General features: G+C 54.1%; 17 protein-coding genes and 1 tRNA gene. 11 read left to right on the top strand and 7 right to left on the bottom strand.

Going from position 1 to position 20,668, the window contains the following annotated elements:
- The first annotated feature begins 114 nt into the window (after positions 1 to 114).
- Entirely contained in the window at positions 115 to 1,149 is a 1,035-nt protein-coding gene (rsgA, locus tag C1J03_RS09215) for a ribosome small subunit-dependent GTPase A (RefSeq protein ID WP_254694227.1), read from the top strand.
- A gap of 86 nt (positions 1,150 to 1,235) precedes the next feature.
- Here rsgA and C1J03_RS09210 read toward each other — a convergent pair whose 3' ends face one another.
- Positions 1,236 to 1,994, bottom strand: coding sequence for a DeoR/GlpR family DNA-binding transcription regulator (locus C1J03_RS09210; protein ID WP_114885815.1), 759 nt, complete (start codon positions 1,992 to 1,994; stop codon positions 1,236 to 1,238).
- A gap of 279 nt (positions 1,995 to 2,273) precedes the next feature.
- Between C1J03_RS09210 and glpD the strand changes: the two genes are divergently transcribed.
- The 7 genes from glpD (at position 2,274) to C1J03_RS09175 (ending at position 9,944) form a co-directional block, all read left to right on the top strand.
- Positions 2,274 to 3,890, top strand: coding sequence for a glycerol-3-phosphate dehydrogenase (glpD, locus tag C1J03_RS09205; RefSeq protein WP_114885809.1), 1,617 nt, complete (start codon positions 2,274 to 2,276; stop codon positions 3,888 to 3,890).
- A gap of 21 nt (positions 3,891 to 3,911) precedes the next feature.
- Positions 3,912 to 5,000 carry an ABC transporter ATP-binding protein gene (locus C1J03_RS09200; protein WP_114885806.1) on the top strand — a complete coding sequence of 363 codons (1,089 nt, stop codon included), beginning with the start codon at positions 3,912 to 3,914 and terminating at the stop codon, positions 4,998 to 5,000.
- A 12-nt stretch (positions 5,001 to 5,012) separates the two neighbouring features.
- Positions 5,013 to 6,092: an ABC transporter ATP-binding protein gene (locus C1J03_RS09195; protein ID WP_114885805.1), complete on the top strand. Its 1,080-nt coding sequence runs from the start codon at positions 5,013 to 5,015 to the stop codon at positions 6,090 to 6,092.
- A gap of 54 nt (positions 6,093 to 6,146) precedes the next feature.
- Entirely contained in the window at positions 6,147 to 7,019 is an 873-nt protein-coding gene (locus tag C1J03_RS09190; protein WP_114885803.1) for a carbohydrate ABC transporter permease, read from the top strand.
- Positions 7,019 to 7,858 (top strand): carbohydrate ABC transporter permease, encoded by an 840-nt coding sequence (locus tag C1J03_RS09185; protein WP_114885800.1) that lies wholly within the window; start codon positions 7,019 to 7,021, stop codon positions 7,856 to 7,858. The genes C1J03_RS09190 and C1J03_RS09185 overlap by 1 nt, the downstream gene beginning before the upstream one ends.
- 20 nt (positions 7,859 to 7,878) lie before the next feature.
- Positions 7,879 to 8,151, top strand: coding sequence for a DUF2160 domain-containing protein (locus tag C1J03_RS09180; protein ID WP_114885798.1), 273 nt, complete (start codon positions 7,879 to 7,881; stop codon positions 8,149 to 8,151).
- A 71-nt stretch (positions 8,152 to 8,222) separates the two neighbouring features.
- Positions 8,223 to 9,944, top strand: a complete 1,722-nt coding sequence (locus C1J03_RS09175; RefSeq protein ID WP_114885796.1) for an ABC transporter substrate-binding protein — start codon at positions 8,223 to 8,225, stop codon at positions 9,942 to 9,944.
- Between the two features lie 173 nt (positions 9,945 to 10,117).
- On the opposite strand, the gene C1J03_RS09170 is transcribed toward C1J03_RS09175, so the two are convergent.
- Complete coding sequence (locus C1J03_RS09170) at positions 10,118 to 10,546, bottom strand: YqaA family protein (RefSeq protein ID WP_114885793.1); 429 nt, start codon at positions 10,544 to 10,546, stop codon at positions 10,118 to 10,120.
- 766 nt (positions 10,547 to 11,312) lie between these two features.
- Here C1J03_RS09170 and C1J03_RS09165 point away from each other — a divergent pair.
- Both C1J03_RS09165 and C1J03_RS25290 read left to right on the top strand, forming a co-directional pair.
- Positions 11,313 to 11,981, top strand: a complete 669-nt coding sequence (locus tag C1J03_RS09165) for a YrbL family protein (protein ID WP_114885792.1) — start codon at positions 11,313 to 11,315, stop codon at positions 11,979 to 11,981.
- Positions 11,982 to 12,744: 763 nt separating this feature from the next.
- Positions 12,745 to 12,936 carry a hypothetical protein gene (locus C1J03_RS25290; protein WP_162798484.1) on the top strand — a complete coding sequence of 64 codons (192 nt, stop codon included), beginning with the start codon at positions 12,745 to 12,747 and terminating at the stop codon, positions 12,934 to 12,936.
- A gap of 559 nt (positions 12,937 to 13,495) precedes the next feature.
- On the opposite strand, the gene C1J03_RS09155 is transcribed toward C1J03_RS25290, so the two are convergent.
- From C1J03_RS09155 to pdxH, 5 genes are all read right to left on the bottom strand, one after another.
- Positions 13,496 to 17,140, bottom strand: a complete 3,645-nt coding sequence (locus C1J03_RS09155; protein ID WP_114885787.1) for a vitamin B12-dependent ribonucleotide reductase — start codon at positions 17,138 to 17,140, stop codon at positions 13,496 to 13,498.
- Positions 17,141 to 17,769: 629 nt separating this feature from the next.
- Positions 17,770 to 17,846 (bottom strand) — tRNA-Pro (locus C1J03_RS09150).
- A 56-nt stretch (positions 17,847 to 17,902) separates the two neighbouring features.
- Entirely contained in the window at positions 17,903 to 18,433 is a 531-nt protein-coding gene (locus C1J03_RS09145; protein WP_114885785.1) for a DUF192 domain-containing protein, read from the bottom strand.
- On the bottom strand, positions 18,358 to 18,996 hold the full coding sequence (locus tag C1J03_RS09140; protein WP_174234453.1) for a cold-shock protein: 639 nt from the start codon (positions 18,994 to 18,996) through the stop codon (positions 18,358 to 18,360). Before C1J03_RS09140 ends, C1J03_RS09145 begins: the two co-directional genes overlap by 76 nt.
- A 14-nt stretch (positions 18,997 to 19,010) precedes the next feature.
- A complete protein-coding gene (gene pdxH, locus C1J03_RS09135; RefSeq protein WP_114885783.1) occupies positions 19,011 to 19,616 on the bottom strand; it encodes a pyridoxamine 5'-phosphate oxidase in 606 nt (201 codons plus the stop codon).
- A gap of 242 nt (positions 19,617 to 19,858) precedes the next feature.
- On the opposite strand from pdxH, the gene fabI reads away from it, so the two are divergent.
- Positions 19,859 to 20,665 carry an enoyl-ACP reductase FabI gene (gene fabI, locus C1J03_RS09130; protein ID WP_114885781.1) on the top strand — a complete coding sequence of 269 codons (807 nt, stop codon included), beginning with the start codon at positions 19,859 to 19,861 and terminating at the stop codon, positions 20,663 to 20,665.
- Positions 20,666 to 20,668 lie beyond the last annotated feature (3 nt).

Below are 20,668 nucleotides of genomic sequence, written 5' to 3'. Positions count from 1 at the left end.
GCCAATTTCAAATGCTGCTGTTACTGTAACCTGCCTGACGCTTTGGACATCAAAGCATGTAGATACCAATAGAAAGCCTTGCATCACGCGGATGGCGCGACCATTCAGAGAACTGTGAATAAAAATACTGATCCTGCTTCATCCTCGTTGGCCTCTCTTGGTTGGTCTCAGTTCTTTGACGACCAACTGGACGCTGACGAAACGGCGTATGCGCGCGTACGCATCGCGACGGTTCATCGCTCCCGACTGACGGCGCAATCTGAAGATGGCCCAGTCAAGCTGAGCCTGCCCGGCCAGATGGGGACAACCGATTTCGCAGTGGGGGACTGGGTTCTTGTGGAACCTCAGGATCACATGGTCATTCGCCGGCTTGAACGACAGTCATTGCTCCAGCGGCAAACGATGGGCGCGCGGGTCCGGCAATTGATTGCGGCAAACATCGACACGCTTTTTATCGTTACCTCGTGCAATGACGATTTTAACCCCGCCCGCTTGGAACGTTATCTCGCCCTCGCCAATGAAGCTGGAACAGATCCGGTGATCGTCTTGACCAAGGCGGATCAGGTAGAAGACGTGTCGAACTATGAAGAGCAGGCAGCGGCCCTTCAACGCGACCTATCTGTCGTGACGTTGAACGCAAAAACGCAGGCTGCGGTAACGGCGCTTGCTCCGTGGTGTGGTGTTGGCCAAACCGTTGCTCTTGTTGGATCATCTGGGGTTGGAAAATCCACTTTGCTCAATACCTTGGCCGCCAAATCTGAGGAAGAAGCGCAGCCGACAGGTGGCATCCGCGAGGGCGACGCAAAGGGGCGGCATACCACCACCTCGCGGTCGCTTCATGAAATTGCCAGTGGCGGTTGGGTGATCGATACGCCGGGCATGCGCACGCTGCACGTCAGCGATGTCTCTGCTGGGCTGGATGTGCTCTTTGCTGAAATCACGGAACTGGCCCCGCACTGCCGCTTCAGAGATTGCACGCATATGCACGAACCGGGCTGTATGGTTCAGGCGGCCATCAAGGATGGCACGCTCGACGCGGAACGCCTGGGTCGGTGGCGCAAACTGTCAGAGGAAAACCGCGACAACACGCCCACAACGACCGGGGCGCGCGGCAACAAGAAAACACAAGCCCGCGGTAAACGGCGTTAGTGCAAAAAGCACTGCATCCGCTAAATTCAGTCACTTGTGTCACGATAAATGATCACATGCGCCTGCATTGATGGTCCGTTGAGGCCTTAGACCTTCACAACTTGTGTGCCCCACCGCTGGCAGTCGCCTGCGAGCTTCTCAGGCAATGCGCCATCCGTGAACCAAACCCCCACATCGCTGAGAGAACAAATTGTGAGCGGTGCCTTGCGTTGAAGCTTGAGGTGATCGGCAACAACCATGACATTGCGCGAGCGTTGAATGGCGGTTTTGCTCACCAGAACTTCTTGGCCATCAAAATCCAAAAGATCGCCATCTTCGTCGATCGCAGAGCACCCTAGAACCGAGAAATCAAACTTGAATTGCCGCACCATTTCAGCGGTAAGGCCACCAACAAGCCCACCGTCCGCACGCCGCAAAACGCCACCTGTCAGGATGATCTCGAAACTATGGTTGGCTGCGAGTGTGTTCGCGATATTCAGGTTGTTGGTCACAACCAGCAGATTTTCGTGATCCAGCAGTTCATGCGCAACGGCTTCGGTACTGGTTCCGATGTTCATGAACACCGATGCCCCATTCGAAATCGCGGCGGCACATGCGACAGCAATCGCTTTCTTGCCGTCTTCGTTCATGCGGCGGCGTTCGTCATAGACCAGGTTCACAACCCCTGAAGGCACAACCGCGCCGCCATGCACGCGCTCAAGCCGTCCCTTCTCTGCCAATTCGGACAAGTCACGTCTGATGGTTTGGACGGTCACATCATAAAAGTCAGCAAGCCCATCAACGGTGACTTTGCCCTCCTTACGCGCCAGCTCAACTATCTCTTTTTGCCGGAAATTCGCGGCCATGGTCTTCTCCCCGGGCGCTTGTGCCCGCTTGGTTAATAGCACGTCCTTGTCTGGGCGCTGCGTTTGACAACAATCACCACCAGCGCATGCGCGTCAAGGGAGCGCTGGGTTCGCTTTGATCCAGCGCCACAAGAATTTCACCCTTATGCCGAGAAATGTTGATGAAAATATGTTCAAATTAGAGAAGCGAAAAAAAACGAACATTCGGACTTGACCGTTAAAGACGCTTAGTGCCTAGTGACGCAACGCCGGAAACGCTGAGTCTTTGGCGGGTCATGAATGCGGGGGGCTTCATTGGATCAAGGTGCAAACCTAGACATCGTCGATCTGTTCGTCATAGGCGGCGGGATCAATGGATGTGGCATTGCACGTGATGCGGTTGGCCGTGGCCTGAGCGTTGAGCTGGCCGAAATGAATGATCTGGCTTCGGCAACATCCTCCGCCTCAACAAAGTTGTTTCATGGTGGCTTGCGCTATCTTGAATATTGGGAAGTCCGCCTTGTCCGCGAGGCGTTGATCGAACGCGAAACATTACTCAAAGCGATGCCGCATATCTCTTGGCCGATGCGGTTTGTCCTGCCCTACCACAAAGACATGCGGTTTGAAGGCGATACGCCAACCTCAAAACTGCTAAATGTTGTGATGCCATGGATGAAAGGCCGCCGCCCCGCTTGGCTCATTCGGTTGGGCTTGTTCATGTATGACAATCTGGGCGGGCGCCAAATCCTCAAACGCACGACCTCAATTCGGCTTAAGGGCAGCCCAGAGGGTGCGCCGCTTCAGGAGCGGTTTGAGCAGGCCTACGAATATTCTGATTGCTGGATCGAAGACAGCCGCTTGGTGGTCTTGAATGCCCGCGATGCCCAAGACCGCGGTGCCCAGATCAATGTTCGAACCAAGGTTATCTCTGCGGAACAAGTGGACGGCCTGTGGCACGTGATGCTTGAGGCAAAGGACCAAGGCGAGCATCGGCTGGTCAAAGCGCGGATGTTGATCAACGCAGGTGGCCCATGGGTCGAAAATATCATTCGCAATACCGTGCGCATCAATTCCTCAGAAGGTGTGCGCTTGGTCCGGGGCAGCCACATCGTGACCCGGAAACTCTATGATCACGACAAATGCTATTTCTTCCAAGGTGAAGACGGACGGATCATCTTTACGGTTCCCTACGAGACCGACTTTACACTGATCGGGACCACAGACGCAGATCATGAATCGGTGGGTGAGAAGCCCGTCTGCACACCAGAAGAACAAGACTATCTTTTGGCTTTTGCATCGAATTACCTCAAGAAACCTGTGACACAGGACGATGTTGTCTGGACCTATTCTGGTGTGCGCCCGCTTTATAATGACGGTGCATCCTCAGCGACATCTGCAACGCGCGACTATGTCTTAAAGGTCGACCAATCTGCGGGTGCGCCTATCCTGAACGTCTTTGGCGGCAAGATCACAACCTACCGCAAGCTTGCTGAATCCGCGCTGGAAAAGGTCGAGCCGTTTTTCAGTCATGCTCAAAAGCCATGGACGGCCGGCGTTCCGCTGCCGGGTGGAGATTTTCCGGTAGACGGTGTCGCGGCGCTGCAAGGTCAGTTGGCGGAGAAATACCCATTTTTGTCCAAACGCTGGGCTTCACGTATGGTGAAAGCTTACGGTCTTGAAGCGTTTGAAGTCTTGGGTGATGCGAAAACCGCAGCGGACCTTGGGCAAGACTTCGGAGCAGACCTGACGGAACGTGAAGTAAAATGGCTGACCCAAAAGGAATTTGCGGTCAGCGCAGAAGATATTGTTTGGCGCCGATCCAAGCTTGGCCTCAGGCTAACAACGCAAGAAATTGATTTGCTCGACACATGGTTGGCCAACGTGCCCACCGCCTCGTCGCTGCAAAGCGCAGTGTAAACTGCGACAAGGGAGAGAGAAATGTCACTTGTTCTAGAGGGTGTGTCCAAGGTCGTGAACGGCCAGACACATATTCACCCTACCGATCTGGAGCTGTCGTCCGGCACGATGAATGTCCTGCTTGGGCCTACCTCATCGGGCAAGACATCGCTGATGCGTGTGATGGCGGGGCTCGACGTGCCGACCACCGGCAAGGTCATTTGGAATGGCACCGATGTCACCGGCATGCGCGTTCAGGACCGCGGCGTCGCCATGGTTTATCAGCAGTTCATCAACTACCCCTCTATGACGGTCTATGACAACATCGCCAGCCCAATGCGGCTGCTTGGTAAGTCAGCCGATCAGATTGACGGCGCCGTGAAAAAGGCCGCCGATTTGATGCAGCTTTCTGCAATGTTGGACCGCAAACCATTGGAATTGTCGGGCGGTCAGCAACAGCGCTGCGCCCTTGCGCGCGCCCTTGTCAAAGACGCAGGCCTTGTTTTGTTGGATGAGCCATTGGCCAATCTCGATTACAAGCTGCGCGAAGAATTGCGCGCCGAGATCCCCAAGATTTTCGAGGAAGCAGGCTCAATCTTTGTTTACGCCACGACCGAGCCCGAAGAGGCTTTGTTGCTCGGCGGTAATACGGCGGCCTTGTGGGAAGGCCGGGTCACGCAATTTGGTAAAACGCCGATCGTCTACCGCCAGCCCGTTGATGCCACAACAGCGCGGGTATTCTCTGATCCACCTATGAACTTTTTGCAAATCCGCAAAACTGGCGAGCGTCTACATTTTGGAGAGGGGCAAACAGCACCGGTTTCTGATGCCTTTGCAGGTTTGGCCGATGGCGAATATCTTGCCGGGTTCCGCCCGAACCATCTTGAGCTGGCCAAACATTCGCCGGCCGCCTTGGAATTCACCGGCAAGTTGAGCGTCACAGAGATCACCGGATCAGAAACTTTCGTGCATTTGGACCACCAAGGCGAAAGCTGGGTCGGATTGGTCCATGGGGTCAAAATCCTAGAGATCGGCTCCGCTTTGAAGGTCTATCTAGATCCAAAACATGTCTACATCTTTGCCAAAGACGGCACAGCAATCGCAGCTGCATCTTATGCAACTGCGGCCTGAGGGGAAAATAGAATGGCAAAAATAACCCTCGATAATCTGGCGCATTCCTACCTGCCCAACCCCAAGGGCGAAGACGATTTCGCGCTTAAAGAGTTGAACCATGATTGGGTGGACGGCGAAGCCTATGCCCTGCTTGGTGCTTCGGGCTGTGGTAAATCCACGCTGCTCAACATCATCTCGGGGCTTTTGCACCCAAGTCAGGGTCGCATCCTGTTCAATGATCAAGATGTGACAATGGCGCCCACAACAGAGCGCAACATAGCGCAAGTGTTCCAGTTTCCGGTCGTTTACGACACAATGACCGTGCGTGACAATCTGGCTTTTCCGCTGCGCAATCGGGGCGCTGATGCGGCCTATGTGCGCGACCGAGTACAGCAGATCGCAAATATGATCGGCATGGAAGAAATGCTGGACCGCAAGGCGCGCGGCCTCACGGCAGACGCAAAGCAAAAGATATCGCTGGGCCGCGGCATGGTCCGCGAGGATGTGAATGCGCTGCTGTTTGACGAGCCGCTAACTGTCATCGATCCCCATATGAAATGGGAGCTGCGCACACAGCTAAAGGCGCTCCATCATGAGTTTGGCCACACGATGATCTATGTGACGCATGACCAAACCGAAGCGCTGACCTTTGCCGACAAAGTGGCCGTTATGTATGACGGGCGCGTTGTGCAAATGGGCACGCCGCAGGAGCTGTTTGAGACACCTGAGCATACCTTTGTTGGGTATTTCATTGGCTCTCCGGGCATGAACGTCCTTGATGCCGAAGTCTCTGGCAACACGGCCGTGATTGCAGGCAACAAGATTTCACTGGGCAAGGCCTATGGAACACCAACAGGCAAAGTAGAGCTTGGGGTGCGGCCTGAGTTCACCTCACTCGCTGAAGGAGATGAGGGTATTCCCGTCACCATCAAGCGGGTTGAAGATGTGGGCCGCCACAAGATTGTCCGCGCAGATTTTCAAGGCACCGCGATCAACGTAATCCTCGCTGAGGGCGAGACGGTTTCACCCGAAATGAACCGCGTTGTTTTCGATACTGCCGGTGTGAACGTCTACGCCGATAGCTGGCGCATCGCGCCAAAGGGGGCATGAGATGCGCCCAAGCTTAATCCATCCGACCTGTCATTTCGTTGAAGGAGCTGCGTTGTGAATAAGACCGTCAATCAAAAGGCATGGTTTCTTATCCTGCCCGTGCTTGTGCTTGTTGCCTTCTCAGCGGTCATTCCCCTGATGACGGTGGTAAACTATTCGGTTCAGGACACATTCGGCAACAACCAATTCTTCTGGGCCGGTTTCGAGTGGTTCGAGGAAATGATGTCGTCAGAGCGGATGTGGAACGCTTTGGGCCGCCAGCTTGCCTTCTCGGGGATCATTCTCGCGATCGAAATTCCCTTGGGCATCTTTGTAGCGCTCAACATGCCCAAAAGCGGGTTCTGGGCGTCACTTTGCCTGGTCCTGATGTCTCTCCCCCTGCTCATCCCATGGAATGTTGTAGGCACGATTTGGCAGATCTTTGGCCGCGTCGATATCGGGCTGTTGGGCTATACGCTGGATGCCATTGGGATCGATTATAACTATACGCAAAACTTCTATGCCGCATGGGTAACCGTCATCGTTATGGATGTCTGGCATTGGACATCTCTGGTCGCCCTTCTGGCGTATGCCGGTTTGCAATCGATCCCGGATGCCTATTATCAGGCCGCCAAAATCGATCAGGCCAGCCGTTGGAAAGTGTTCCGCTTTATTGAACTGCCCAAGATCATGGGCGTTCTGATGATCGCGATCCTGCTGCGGTTCATGGACAGCTTTATGATCTACACCGAACCCTTTGTGGTCACTGGTGGCGGCCCCGGCAACTCGACTACGTTCTTGTCGATTGATCTGGTCAAAATGGCGCTTGGACAGTTTGACCTTGGACCTGCTGCGGCGTTCTCGATCATGTATTATCTCGTTATCCTGTTGATTTCATACGTGTTCTACACCGTCATGACGAACCTCGACAAAAGGGATGGCCACTAATGTCTGATGTCTCTCATCCCACCGCCCGTCGCCTACCCAAGATAAAGGGCAGCGCCATTGTAATGGGTCTTTATCTGCTGTTCTTGCTGCTGCCGATCTATTGGCTGCTGACCATGAGCCTCAAAACAAACACGGAGATCCTAAACAGCTTCACCTTGTGGCCTAATGATCTGACATTCGACAACTACCGCACGATCCTGGCGGATGCCTCGTGGTACACCGGCTATCTAAACTCCATGGCCTATGTGGTGATGAATATGGTCATCTCACTGGCCGTCGCCCTGCCCGCCGCTTACGCGTTCAGCCGCTATACGTTCCTTGGTGATAAGCACCTGTTCTTTTGGCTGCTGACCAACCGGATGGCCCCCCCTGCTGTTTTTGCGCTGCCGTTTTTCCAGCTCTACAGCTCGGTTGGTTTGTTCGACACGCATATCGCCGTCGCTTTGGCGCATTGCCTGTTCAACGTGCCTCTGGCGGTTTGGATCCTCGAAGGGTTCATGCGCGGTGTACCCAAAGAGATCGACGAAACGGCCTATATCGACGGCTATTCGTTCCCGCGGTTTTTCATCCGGATTTTCACGCCACTTGTTGCCTCAGGCATCGGCGTCACCGCGTTCTTTTTGTTCATGTTCAGCTGGGTTGAGCTTTTGCTGAGCCGCACACTGACCAGCGTTAACGCCAAGCCGATTGCAGCCACGATGACACGTACCGTCGGTGCTGCTGGGATTGACTGGGGTGTTCTGGCTGCTGCCGGGGTTCTCACAATCTTGCCCGGCGTTTTGGTGATTTACTTTGTCCGCAACTACATCGCCAAGGGCTTTGCCCTGGGCCGCGTGTAACTAAGAAAAGGGAGAGACCTATGGAATGGATGGCATGGACTTGGCCGACCGCCGCTTTCTTCGCATTTATTGCGGTGACACTGATCACCTTTACGGTGCTCGGAATCAAATTCCCCGAAGTGCCGCGCAATGGCGTTTTGGGGATCGAAACGACGCGGGGTGACCGCTTGTTCATCACGCTACTAGGCTCAGCCTTTCTTAATCTGGCTTGGCTTGGACTGCTCAGCGCGCCCCAATGGGGTGCACTGATCGTATGCTTTTTCTACGCTCTCGCAGTATTTCGCTGGGTCTAGAAAAAGCAAATGGGCCACCGGTGTGCAAGACCCGGCCGGCCTTAACCGTTCTTATCTAGGGAGGAACACCAATGAACTTGCGACTAAAAGGAACGACAGCGATAGGCCTTGCAACATGCATGCTTGCCGCTCCGGCGTTCGCGGACATGGATGCTGCAAAGGCTTTCTTGGACAGCGAAATCGGAGAGTTGTCATCACTGTCTCGGGCCGATCAAGAATCCGAGCTACAGTTCTTTGTCGACGCAGCCGCACCTTATGCAGGCATGTCGATCAATGTGGTGTCCGAGACAATCGGGACACACGAATACGAAGCCACCGTTCTGGCTCCTGCGTTTGAAGCCATCACTGGCATCAAAGTCACGCATGACCTGATTGGCGAAGGCGACGTTGTCGAAAAGCTGCAAACACAAATGCAGTCTGGCGAGAACATCTATGACGCCTATATCAACGACTCCGATCTGATCGGCACGCACTGGCGCTACCAGCAAGCGCGCAATCTGACTGATTGGATGGCTGGTGAAGGCGCTGCTGTCACCAACCCCAATATTGATCTGGAAGATTTCATTGGTCTTTCGTTCACAACCGGACCAGATGGCAAAATCTATCAGTTGCCTGACCAGCAATTCGCGAACCTATATTGGTTCCGCTATGATTGGTTCAACGACGAACAGAACAAGACTGATTTCAAAGAGAAATTCGGCTACGATCTGGGCGTTCCGGTTAACTGGTCAGCCTATGAAGACATCGCTGAATTCTTCACCGGTCGCGACCTGTCGCGTCTGGGCGTCGAAGGCGACGTCTTTGGTAACATGGATTACGGCAAAAAAGACCCATCCTTGGGTTGGCGCTACACTGATGCGTGGCTGTCCATGGCTGGTGCCGGCGACGTAGGTGAGCCAAACGGCCTGCCTGTCGATGAATGGGGCATCCGCGTTAACGAAAACTCGCAGCCTGTTGGTTCTTGTGTTGCACGTGGCGGCGCTACAAACGGACCGGCAGCTGTCTACGCGATCACAAAATCCATCGAATGGCTGGAGAAGTACTCCCCTCCTGCCGCAGCTGGTATGACATTCTCCGAAGCGGGTCCAATTCCTGCTCAGGGTAACGTCGCTCAGCAGATGTTCTGGTATACAGCGTTTACAGCAGCTTCTGTGATGCCTGATCTGCCTGTGATGAACGAAGATGGCACACCAAAATGGCGTATGGCACCTTCGCCACACGGTTCATATTGGACCGAAGGCACCAAGATCGGCTACCAAGATGCCGGTTCATGGACCTTGATGGAATCGACGCCAGTAGACCGTGCACAGGCCGCTTGGCTCTATGCGCAGTTCGTGACCTCCAAGACAGTGGACGTGAAGAAAAGCCATGTTGGCCTGACATTCATTCGTGAATCGACGATCCAGCACGAAAGCTTTACCGAGCGTGCACCGAAACTGGGTGGCTTGATCGAATTCTATCGTTCACCAGCCCGCGTTCAGTGGTCGCCAACAGGTACCAACGTGCCTGACTATCCAAAGCTGGCCCAGTTGTGGTGGCAGAACATCGGCGATGCAATGTCCGGTGCGAAAACCCCACAAGAAGCACTTGATGCGCTGTGTGCTGATCAGGAAAAAGTTCTGATCCGTCTGGAGCGCGCTGGTGTCCAAGGGGATATCGGTCCGAAAATGAACGAAGAGCAGGATCCAGAATACTGGCTCTCACAGCCCGGTTCACCAAAGCCGAAGCTGGACAACGAAGACGAAACTCCAGTGACGATCTCTTATGATGAGTTGATCAAATCTTGGCAGTAAGCCTTTCATCCGGGGCCAGTTTTCTGGCCCCGGGTACCACGACCCGCTGTCCCTTAGCTCAAGAACACCCATATCCCCATGCTTTCCCTCACTGAAAGCCAGAGATGCGGCACTCACTAGGACAGAAGTTTTCCCAAGCATTCTAATTCGAGTAGAAAAGCGGCTTTGCGCTGTCAGAACCAGTTCAACACAAGTGCTGCCAAAACCAAATATCTTGCCCCCTTTGCGATCGTGACCAGCAGCACAAATGGTGCAAATGGTTCGCGCATAAGGCCCGCCACGACGGTAAGCGGATCGCCGACAATCGGCAGCCAACTCCCCAAAAGCGACCACCTGCCGTAGCGCCGATACCAATTCTGGGCGCGTTCAAGCTGCTGTTCTGAGCATGGAAACCACCGTCTGTCTTTGAAACGCAGCATATGGCGCCCAAGATACCAGTTGATCACTGATCCCAACACATTGCCCACTGTCGCGACGGTGATCAAAACAGACGCCGGATGGGCATCGTTAAGCAACAACCCCACCAAAACGGCTTCGGATTGCATCGGCAGGATGGTCGCCGCCACAAGGGCTGACATGAAAAGGCTGATATACGCGATCATCTTTTACCCAATGCCTGTTTCACGAAGCAATAAAAAGGGGGAGCGCGAACGCTCCCCTCATAGTCTCGCCACTTAGGCTCAATATGTTAACCGCTCAATGTTTTTATTGCCTGCGGCCCAAGTTGCGTCAGGGGGCGAGCGCACCCGCCCCGTGTAAGTTGCCCCGTATTAGGTGGGACAAAGAGGTAGCTGTCGTCGTTCCATTTTGAACGCAGCGACCACCCCAGTTATCGGTGAGGCACAAAAAGCGCTGTAAAGACCGCCGTAGTTTGTCCACAGCCCTAGATAAAACTACTGAAAACAACAAGTTTTTAAGATTTGGAGCTCCCTCGCGGCGGACGTTTTGTCCATTTGACCCCCCATAAGTTGTCCACCGACTTTCCGGCCAAACAAAAAAGCCGCTCAAAGGAGCGGCTTTCAGATAGCTGATCTCGTTTCTAGGGTCTGGACCTATTAAATCTCAAAGCGCCAAATGTAACAAAGCAGACCTTCGCTGCGCCATCCACCAATGGCTGCTATGCGGGGCAAAGCCGCCGTTCAGCCAAAGTGAGGCAAATGGCGCTTCCGGCCCTTAGCTGCCGTTCGTGTTGTACGCCGCGAAAGTCCGCTTTACTCGCGTGGACAGAAACCTGACAAGCCCATGCGGCCGACACCGATATCATGGCTGTTTCTCGAAGATGCTTGATCTGGGCGCAAAACAGCGACAAATTCTTGGGAAGGCAGTCTACTAGGGGAATGTCAGGCAAAAGGAGGCGCACGTCGAAAAATGCTGAAGCTTAGTGACGAGCCCGTCATTGCCAAGGGTAATCGGCAACATGTCTATGCGCACCCCGGCGATCCAACCCTGCTTGTTAAAATTCCGCAACCCGGAACCTTCGAGCCCGATGGCCATATCCCGAATACGAACTGGTTTGAACGCCGCTTTCGCCGCGCCACCATGTACAAGAGTTTCGTGCGCGAGTTCCGAGAATATCTTGAACTTAAGGCCCACCGACAGGAGCCTGGCGTCTTGCTGCCGATCTGTGCAGTGCATGGAACGGTGCCTTCCGATTTGGGGCTGGGTCTTGTCTACGAACGCATCTCGGACCCAGATGGCAGCCTGCCCCCGACGCTGAAGGAAATGATCGACACGGGGTGTTTGGAAGCTTGGCACGTGCCCTTGCTAAACGCCTTTTTCGACACGCTGATCGCGCAGCACGTCGTGGTTAGTAATGAGAACCTTAACAATATCATTTTCCAAACAGAGAGGCCGGGCCACGGCCGGTTTGTTTGGATCGATAGTTTTGGGTGCAAGCAGGCGATACCAACGCGAAAATGGTCTAAATGGCTGAACACACGCCGTCTGGAGCGGGTGCGCAGCCTGTTCGTGGCGCAGGCGGAAGAGGCCCTGGCCCGGATTGCAGAGATAAGTTTGCCAGCAGGTTCTGTCAGGTAAATCTGGCATAAGATGAAACGCGCTCCTGCGCAGCACGGAGTTCTAGATTGTTAGAGAGCACGTTTGCTCCTGAACTTGATGGTTTCCGAGGCGAAATGCCAGGTGGACTATAACTTGTCATCCCAGATGAAGGGCAGTTGGAACGTGAGGTCGTATTCTTACCGCGAGGGCGGGGCCCTTTTTTCAAAGTGCTGAGTGGTTAAGATGGAGCTAAAGGTCTGGTTTATATCAGCGTCGACGCGATTGAGACTGGCAAGGTGATGCCGTACTGGAGCGCTCAGTTGAGCGCCGTCGCAAGACAGCTTAGCGAACGACCACGAATGACGCTGGGATATGAGACACCCGCAGAGCGTTTCAGTGCATGTGTTGCGTCGATCAATTGAGACCGCCGCCCAAAGCGACCAATTCTGCACCATGCACATTTCGGCAGTAACGGCGGAAACTGGATTTTCGTTGTGGGGTAATGCAACGATAGCGTGATTAGCCAGCCGAGTTATTTTTTGGATGAGATCATAGCCTTCTGAAGAACATTTCGAAGTGACACTTCAGGCTCACGACAGAAAAAATTGAAACCCGTCTACTCTTCACAGTCCTAGCGGGATTGTTGGCGAGGTACTAGAAATCGGGCGCACAGTCAGAAATGCGGAAATGCCTTCAGGCGTCCTTTCCGGCGCATAGCCAAGGTTTCAAGAAAACAGTTTGCTTTGGTGGAGGGTTTCATATGAGTTCCCCCTCAAAATTGGTAACTAAGTGGGAGAACGAAATGATGTTGAGAATACTTGCATTTGGCGCGCTCTTCTCAGGGGCCTTCGGCATATTCTTAGGCTTTAGTTTGGACCAACCATGGATGTATGGAACAGCGGCCATCCAATCGATTGTCGCCTTTGCGGTACTCATGGCGTTAGCTGAGATAGTTGACCGCCTAAGAACGATTGCAGAAAAAACGAAGCAGTAGACATGTCGTGCGCCGCACAGCGGGAAAGCACAGCCAAAACCCTACAAGCGACTGTGTACAGAACCAAAAGAAGGGCCGACCGAAAGATAGAAGTGGGCACCAAAACTACCAAATGGCCCTCAACTCCCTTGTGCATCACATATCTGAAAAATAAAAACGGAGAGCCGAAGCCCTCCGTTAAGTTTCGCCGTTCAAGCTCAATTTGTTAACCGCTCGGTATTTTTTGCCTGCGGCCTGAACGTCGTCGGGGGCGAGCGCACCCGCCCCGTGTAGCAAAGGCAAATCGCTCTGCCTCTGTAGTAGGATGAGAAGGACTCAAGTCGCGTCTCGTCTCACCCTGCCTCGTCGGAAGCCGGATCAGTAAGACCGGCCCAGTCCCTCGCGCCCCTTCCCAGGGACACGTATTGCTTCAGCTACACCCAGAAGCCCCAAAAATTTATATACAACCTTAACAAAGGGTTGCAGAACTCTGGACAAACTATGCTTCGTGAAACCACTCAAAATTCGCTCATTTGGACAAACTATGAGTGGCTTATCAAGCGCCCCACCCTAATCCGTATCAGCTACAGCCGGATGTCCCGCCGCAGGTGTTGCACTTCATGCAGGTGCCGTTACGCACCAGCGTGTAGTTGCCGCATTCGCCGCACGCTTCGCCCTCGTAGCCCTGCATCTTGGCTTTGGTGCGGTTATCCATCGACGTGGCCACCATGGTGGAGGTGGACGATGCCATGGCAACTGCCACACCGCCGCCAACTGCCACGTCGGGTGCCAATGCTACATCGCTCATCGCAGCCTGACCGCCTTGAAGCACGGTAAAGCTTGAAGGAACACGGTTGCGCAGATATCCCGGCGACGTGATTTGCTTCAGCACTTCCAAAGACTTAGCCGCCGCGCTTTCACTGATCTCAGAAATGTTCGCCACACCTTCTTCTTCGCCACGGCCCAGCGTGTCGAATGTCGCCCCTTCGGGTTGGACATGCGCCAGATCAGTACGATCAAGATAGCTCACCGCCAATTCGCGGAAGATATAGTCAAGGATCGACGTCGCGTTCTTGATGCTGTCGTTGCCTTGAACCATGCCGGCGGGCTCGAACTTGGTGAAGGTAAACGCATCCACGAACTCCTCTAGCGGCACGCCGTATTGCAGACCCACGCTGACCGCGATGGCAAAGTTATTCATCATCGCACGGAAGCCAGCACCTTCTTTGTGCATGTCGATGAAGATTTCACCCAAGGCGCCATCTTCGTATTCGCCAGTGCGCAGATAAACCTTATGGCCACCCACGTTCGCCTTTTGGGTATAGCCCTTGCGACGCTGTGGCATCTTTTCGCGGTGTGACTTGATGATCTCCTTGACGATCACCTTCTCAATGATCTTTTCCGCCAGAACGACTGCTTTTTCATGCATCGTCCCGCTCTCTAGGATATCTGCCGCTTCGTCGTCATCTTCGACCAGTGCAGCAGCCAATGGCTGGGACAGTTTGGACCCATCGCGGTAGAGCGCGTTGGCTTTGATACCCAGTGACCAGCTTAGCTCATAGGCCTTCTGGCAATCTTCGATCGTTGCGTCGTTTTGCATATTGATCGTCTTGGAAATCGCACCAGAGATGAACGATTGCGCAGCAGCCATCATGTAGATGTGGCTGTTAACGCCGAGATAACGCTTGCCCTTTTTCCCGCAGGCATTGGCACAATCAAAGATGCTGTAATGCTCAGTTTTCAGGTGCGGCGCGCCCTCAAGGGTCATCGTGCCACATACATGATCATTGGCCGCTTCAATATCGCCGCGGCTAAAGCCCAAGGATTTCAGCAAATCAAAGGTCGGATCATTCAGCTTGGCCGTAGGAATACCAAGAACCTGCGTGCAGAACTCCTCGCCCAGCGTCCACTGGTTGAAAACAAAGCGGATATCAAAGGCCTGCGCCAATGCACCTTCGATCTTGGCCAACTCATTAGGGCCAAAACCGTGACCGATCAGCGTGGTGGTGTTGATCGCAGGGGCATTGCCGATGCTACCGTGACCGACCGCATAGCTGACGATTTCTTCGATCTGCGCAGAACCGTAGCCCTGCTTTTCCAATGCCGCGGGCACTGACTGGTTGATGATCTTGAAATACCCGCCACCGGCAAGTTTCTTGAACTTTACCAAAGCAAAGTCAGGCTCGATGCCGGTCGTGTCGCAATCCATGACCAGACCAATGGTCCCAGTGGGCGCAATCACAGAAACCTGCGCGTTGCGGTATCCATGTGTCTCGCCCAGTTTCAGCGCTTCGTCCCAGCATGACATTGCCACATCAACCAAACCGGGTTGCGGGCAACTGCCGTGATCCAATGGGACCGGCTTGATCGATAGATCCTCATAGCCATTCGCCTCGCCATACGCGGCGTTGCGGTGGTTGCGGATAACACGCAGCATGTGTTCGCTGTTACTGACATAGCCGGGGAACGCCCCCAACTCGCCCGCCATTTCGGCAGAGGTCGCATAAGATACGCCCGTCATGATCGCAGTCAGGGCACCACAAAGAGCGCGGCCCTCGTCGCTGTCATAAGAAAAGCCCATGTTCATCAACAGGCCGCCAATGTTGGCATACCCCAGTCCCAGCGTGCGGAAATCATACGAACGCTGTGCGATCTCCTTTGATGGGAACTGCGCCATCATCACTGAGATTTCGAGCGTGACCGTCCAAAGACGCGACGCATGCATATAGTCTTCGACTTGGAATTCACCGTCCGACAAGAACGTTAGGAGGTTCATTGAAGCAAGGTTACAGGCCGTATCATCCAGGAACATGTATTCTGAACACGGGTTTGACCCACGGATCGCGCCATCTTCGGGGCATGTGTGCCAGTCATTAACCGTGTCGTGGTATTGGATGCCCGGATCAGCACAAGCCCATGCGGCATGGCCAACCTGCGCCCAAAGATCACGCGCCCGGATTGTCTTGGATACTTTGCCTGTTGTGCGGTCCAGCAATTCCCAATCGGCGTCTTTTTCGACGGCTTTAAGGAACCCGTTTGTCACCCGGATCGAGTTGTTGGAGTTTTGGCCAGAGACGGAGTTATACGCCTCGCTGTCCCAATCGGTGTCATATGTCGGGAATTCGATGCTGGTGTGGCCCTGCTTGGCATAATCCAGCACGCGCTTGACGTATGTCTCTGGGATAGCGACCTTTTTGGCTTCGCGAACCGCCTGCTTAAGCTGCTCGTTCTTGGCCGGGTCATAGGCATCTTCTTCGGCACCATCCCAAGCTTTGATCGCAGCAAAGAGCAAGTTCAGCTTTTGCTCGTGCATCTTGGAACCAGCGACGATGGACGCCACTTTTTGCTCTTCAAGCACCTTCCAGTTGATGAAATCCTCAATATCGGGGTGGTCCGCGTCGACAATGACCATCTTCGCCGCACGGCGCGTGGTGCCGCCTGATTTGATCGCACCCGCAGCGCGATCGCCAATTTTCAAGAAACCCATCAAGCCCGATGATTTACCACCACCAGACAATTTTTCTCCGGCACCGCGCAGGCTGGAAAAGTTGGTGCCTGTCCCAGAGCCGTATTTGAACAAACGTGCTTCACGAACCCACAGATCCATGATGCCGCCATCGCCAACCAGATCATCTGCAACCGACTGGATAAAGCAGGCGTGTGGCTGAGGATGCTCATAAGACGACTTTGAGCGTGTCAGTTTTTGTGTCTTGAAATCAACATAGTAGTGGCCCTGCGCTGGCCCGTCGATGCCGTAAGCCCAGTGCAAACCTGTGTTGAACCACTGTGGAGAATTCGGGGCCGCGCGCTGGCTGGCCAACATGTGGCGCATTTCGTCGTAATACGCTTGGGCATCGGCTTCGGTGGTGAAATACCCACCTTTCCAACCCCAGTACGCCCAAGCACCTGCCAACCGATCAAAAACCTGCTTGGACGACGTCTCGCCGCCCATCACGGCCCCATCATCAGGAACAGAGCGCCACAGGAATTCTGGCACGCCCTTTTCTTTGACTTTCTTGAGGCGAGTCGGCACGCCAGCTTTCCGGAAATATTTCTGAGCGATCACATCAGAGGCGACCTGGCTCCAGCTGCTCGGGACTTCGACACCATCAAGGTGGAACACAATGGATCCATCGGGATTGCGAATTTCGGACACGGTTTTCACAAAATCCAGATCCGCGTAAGCGTCCTGTCCGAGCTTGGTAAATTTCCGTTCAATTTTCATTTTAACAGCGCCTCACATCCAGCAGTTTATCACTTTGTGCAGCATGTCATTGCATGCAGCCCACTCAATTGCCCCGCAACAGCCACAAACATGCTGTCCTACGCCCCGAAAAACTCAGCGCGAACCACATCAGAACGTCAAAGTATGATCGTCTGCCTGCCCTGTTGCCTGATCCGCCCTCATTGTTTTCCACACTACATCTTGTGGCGGTATCATCGACTTGCACAAACTGGCGTACCAACCCCTACCCGGTCAACGAATTTTTTCACTTTTTTTTCACATATTCTGGGTTGACCCATGGGCCTTGGATGTGCCGTTCACGGCCTCGTGTGATTCATAGTATTAACGCCAACGCAGAAACGTCACGCGGTGGCAGTACTATGAGCGGGGAAAAGCAAATAATCCTTGCGACTTACCCGATGCAACGCGTGTCTTGAGTGAGGCCATGCTCAACCATGAACGTTAATATTGATTAATTTTCGCGCAAAAGTAGTTGCTGCAAAAAAACCACGGCACCGCAGATTTTTTCGGTTTTCCACTCAAATGGGTTAGGATGCGCAAACCACAGATTGTGGCTTCCTTGCCCGAAGGCAAGGAAGTCCCACAAGATGTAGATATGATCTTGAAAGTGGTCGGGGCGAGAAGATTCGAACTTCCGACCCCCTGTACCCAAAACAGGTGCGCTACCAGGCTGCGCCACGCCCCGACTGAGGGTTCTTTATCGCCTGTCTTCGGGATTGGAAAGCACAAATCTCACATAGTCTAACATGGCCATGCCGGCGTGCTCTTCGCAAAGGCAGGATGACGCAACGAACTGCCCTCTGTGATGCCCATTCGGCGCGCCAAACCGCCACCGATTTCAAGCACGGCAATCAGCCCCTCTCCACCCGCAATAGGCGTTTCATCCAACGGCTGTGCCCGGTGGTGGATGTGGCGCACAACGCCGTGTTCGTCGATAAACAACATATCCAGCTCAATAAGCGTGTTCCGCATCCAGAACGACAGCCGCTGGGGCTCTTCATAAATAAAGAGCATCCCAGCGCTCGACGGCATGCTGGTACGGTGCATCAGCCCTTGGGCGCGCTCCTCGCGGTCATCAGCTATCTCTACGGTGAATCGCGCCTGCCCCCAGTCACCACGCAACTGCACGGTATCGGGGCGGCACTCTTGTGCAGCGGCGTTTCCAGCCCAAAGAACTGCAAATACAACGGCAAGGCTTAGCCTGCGTCGGATTCGCCCGCGTCCAGGTCCGCGCCAGTGGCCTCGTCCTCGTCTGTGTAGATCGTTTCCCATGCCCGCACCTCAGCCGCCATACGGCCCCGTTTTCCGTCAATGACACGCATCGCAAGCGCCTCGCCAGGCTGCAAATCCGCCAGACCAGACAGCCTCAGTACTTCGATGTGCAAAAAGACATCTTCGCGTTTGCCAAATATGTTGGCAAAACCGAATCCCTTGCTCTTGTCGAACCATTTGACCCGCGCAGGCTCCATCGGAGCTAGTGCCACTGCTTCGGAATCCAGCCCCACAATATCGCTCAAGGGTGTAATCTGCGAACTATCCGGCGGGGTGATCGACAAAACTTCGGTAGCCTGAACGCCGCGATCGGTCGTCTGGCTCATCAATTCGACCCGCGCACCATCTGTGACGGAACTTTGCCCAAAATTGCGCAGCACATTGACGTGCAAAAGAATGTCCGGCCCGCCCTCGTTAGAGACAACAAAACCGAATCCCTTCAGGGGATCAAACCATTTTACAATACCCTCAACGCGGGAAGGCTCATTATTCGTCTCTTGGGTATCTGTCACAGGATCATCGTCACATATTAGAGGGTCGGGAAACAAATTCGGAACAAACATTTACTCAGTAACCTTTACGGATTTAGTCGGTGCACCGTCCACGGTGCGCCAGGTGCTTCACGCCGCCATCGAAATCGATCATGCAAGCGCGCCTCGCCATCCGCCCAGAACTCTATCTCAAGCGGGGTCAGACGGAAACCACCCCAGAATGGGGGCCTCTCAGGATCGGTGCCTTTCTCGGCGCTAATTCTATCTACTTCTTCAAGCAGTACTTCACGGCTCTCCAGCGGACGGCTTTGACGCGACGCCCAAGCCCCCAAACGGCTCTTGAGCGAACGTGATTTGTAGTACGCGTCGGCCTGCGGGCCGTCTTCGCGCGTTATCAGACCCCGCGCCCGCACTTGGCGGCGCAGAGATTTCCAGTGCATCACAAACGCAGCCCGACCTGAAGCATCAAGTTCTTGCGCCTTGGCACTCTCGTAATTGGTGTAAAAAACAAAGCCATCTTGCTCGATGTCTTTGAGCAATACGACACGCGCATTGGGCATACCTTCAGCATCAACCGTCGACAGCGCGACCGCATTGGCATCATTTGGCTCTGCCGCTTCGGCTTCTTTGAGCCAACTATGCGCCAGATCAAAAGGATTTTCGCCGGCGAAAATGCCTGTTCGTGTCGTCATCGCCCCCTCCTTTGGCCTTTTTGGCACGGGTTTTACGGTGGATCGTTCTTCTGTTAGAGCTACAGCATTGTGCATAACCCAACAACTCTTTCGTTCGTTTTGCCCTCTTAGGCATCGCCTTTTAACCACCATGAGCAATATCCCGTGGGTTGAGTTATCGCCCATCGCGATTCTGCCGCCTTGATGCGCCCTCTGCAATGTCCTAAACCGTCAGCAATTGTAGGATATTTTGGAGTCTGCGTGTGTCAAACAACCTAATGGCTGGAAAACGTGGGCTTATCATGGGCTTGGCGAATGACAAGTCGATCGCCTGGGGCATTGCGCGGCATCTTGCCGATGCAGGTGCCGAACTGGCCTTTTCTTATCAAGGCGACGCTCTAAAAAAGCGGGTTGGCCCGCTTGCCGCTCAACTAGGGAGTGACATTGTTCTGCCCTGCGATGTTGGGGATGAAGCATCGGTTGATGCGCTTTTCGACAGCTTGAAAGAGCGTTGGGGCACTCTTGATTTCATCGTTCATGCCATCGGCTTCTCTGACAAAAACGAATTACGTGGCCGCTACGTCGACACCAGCCGTTCAAATTTCGCGATGTCTATGGATATCTCAGTCTATTCCTTTACCGCCGTCGTGCAGCGCGCCGAAAAGATGATGAACCCAGGCGGTTCGTGCCTGACGCTGACCTATTATGGCGCGGAAAAGGTGATGCCACATTATAATGTCATGGGCGTGGCCAAGGCCGCGTTGGAGGCGAGCGTCAAATACCTCGCCGAAGATCTGGGCAAAGACGGCATTCGCGTGAACGCCATCAGCGCCGGTCCGATCAAGACATTGGCCGCATCGGGGATCGGCGACTTTCGCTACATTATGAAGTGGAACGAATACAACTCTCCCCTGCGCCGCAACGTGACCACTGATGAAGTGGGCAAGGCAGCGCTCTTCCTGCTCAGTGATCTCGGCAGCGGCACCACCGGCGAAAACCTGCATGTGGACGCAGGATATCATGTGGTGGGCATGAAGGCCGTCGACGCGCCTGACATGAGCAAAGATTAACAG

Source organism: Sulfitobacter sp. SK012, from assembly GCF_003352085.1.
GTDB lineage: Bacteria > Pseudomonadota > Alphaproteobacteria > Rhodobacterales > Rhodobacteraceae > Sulfitobacter.
Note: the sequence above shows the minus strand (reverse complement) of the source record. Positions and strands in the feature narration are given on the sequence as shown.

Coding starts and splice junctions, on each gene's coding strand:
- C1J03_RS09195 (WP_114885805.1), top strand. CDS start 5,013: ATGGCAAAAATAACCCTCGATAATCTGGCGCATTCCTACCTGCCCAAC.
- C1J03_RS09170 (WP_114885793.1), bottom strand. CDS start 10,546: ATGATCGCGTATATCAGCCTTTTCATGTCAGCCCTTGTGGCGGCGACC.
- C1J03_RS09180 (WP_114885798.1), top strand. CDS start 7,879: ATGGAATGGATGGCATGGACTTGGCCGACCGCCGCTTTCTTCGCATTT.
- C1J03_RS09165 (WP_114885792.1), top strand. CDS start 11,313: ATGCTGAAGCTTAGTGACGAGCCCGTCATTGCCAAGGGTAATCGGCAA.
- C1J03_RS09200 (WP_114885806.1), top strand. CDS start 3,912: ATGTCACTTGTTCTAGAGGGTGTGTCCAAGGTCGTGAACGGCCAGACA.
- C1J03_RS09175 (WP_114885796.1), top strand. CDS start 8,223: ATGAACTTGCGACTAAAAGGAACGACAGCGATAGGCCTTGCAACATGC.
- C1J03_RS09210 (WP_114885815.1), bottom strand. CDS start 1,994: ATGGCCGCGAATTTCCGGCAAAAAGAGATAGTTGAGCTGGCGCGTAAG.
- C1J03_RS25290 (WP_162798484.1), top strand. CDS start 12,745: ATGATGTTGAGAATACTTGCATTTGGCGCGCTCTTCTCAGGGGCCTTC.
- glpD (WP_114885809.1), top strand. CDS start 2,274: ATGCGGGGGGCTTCATTGGATCAAGGTGCAAACCTAGACATCGTCGAT.
- C1J03_RS09145 (WP_114885785.1), bottom strand. CDS start 18,433: ATGGGAAACGATCTACACAGACGAGGACGAGGCCACTGGCGCGGACCT.
- C1J03_RS09185 (WP_114885800.1), top strand. CDS start 7,019: ATGTCTGATGTCTCTCATCCCACCGCCCGTCGCCTACCCAAGATAAAG.
- pdxH (WP_114885783.1), bottom strand. CDS start 19,616: ATGACGACACGAACAGGCATTTTCGCCGGCGAAAATCCTTTTGATCTG.
- C1J03_RS09140 (WP_174234453.1), bottom strand. CDS start 18,996: ATGTTTGTTCCGAATTTGTTTCCCGACCCTCTAATATGTGACGATGAT.
- C1J03_RS09155 (WP_114885787.1), bottom strand. CDS start 17,140: ATGAAAATTGAACGGAAATTTACCAAGCTCGGACAGGACGCTTACGCG.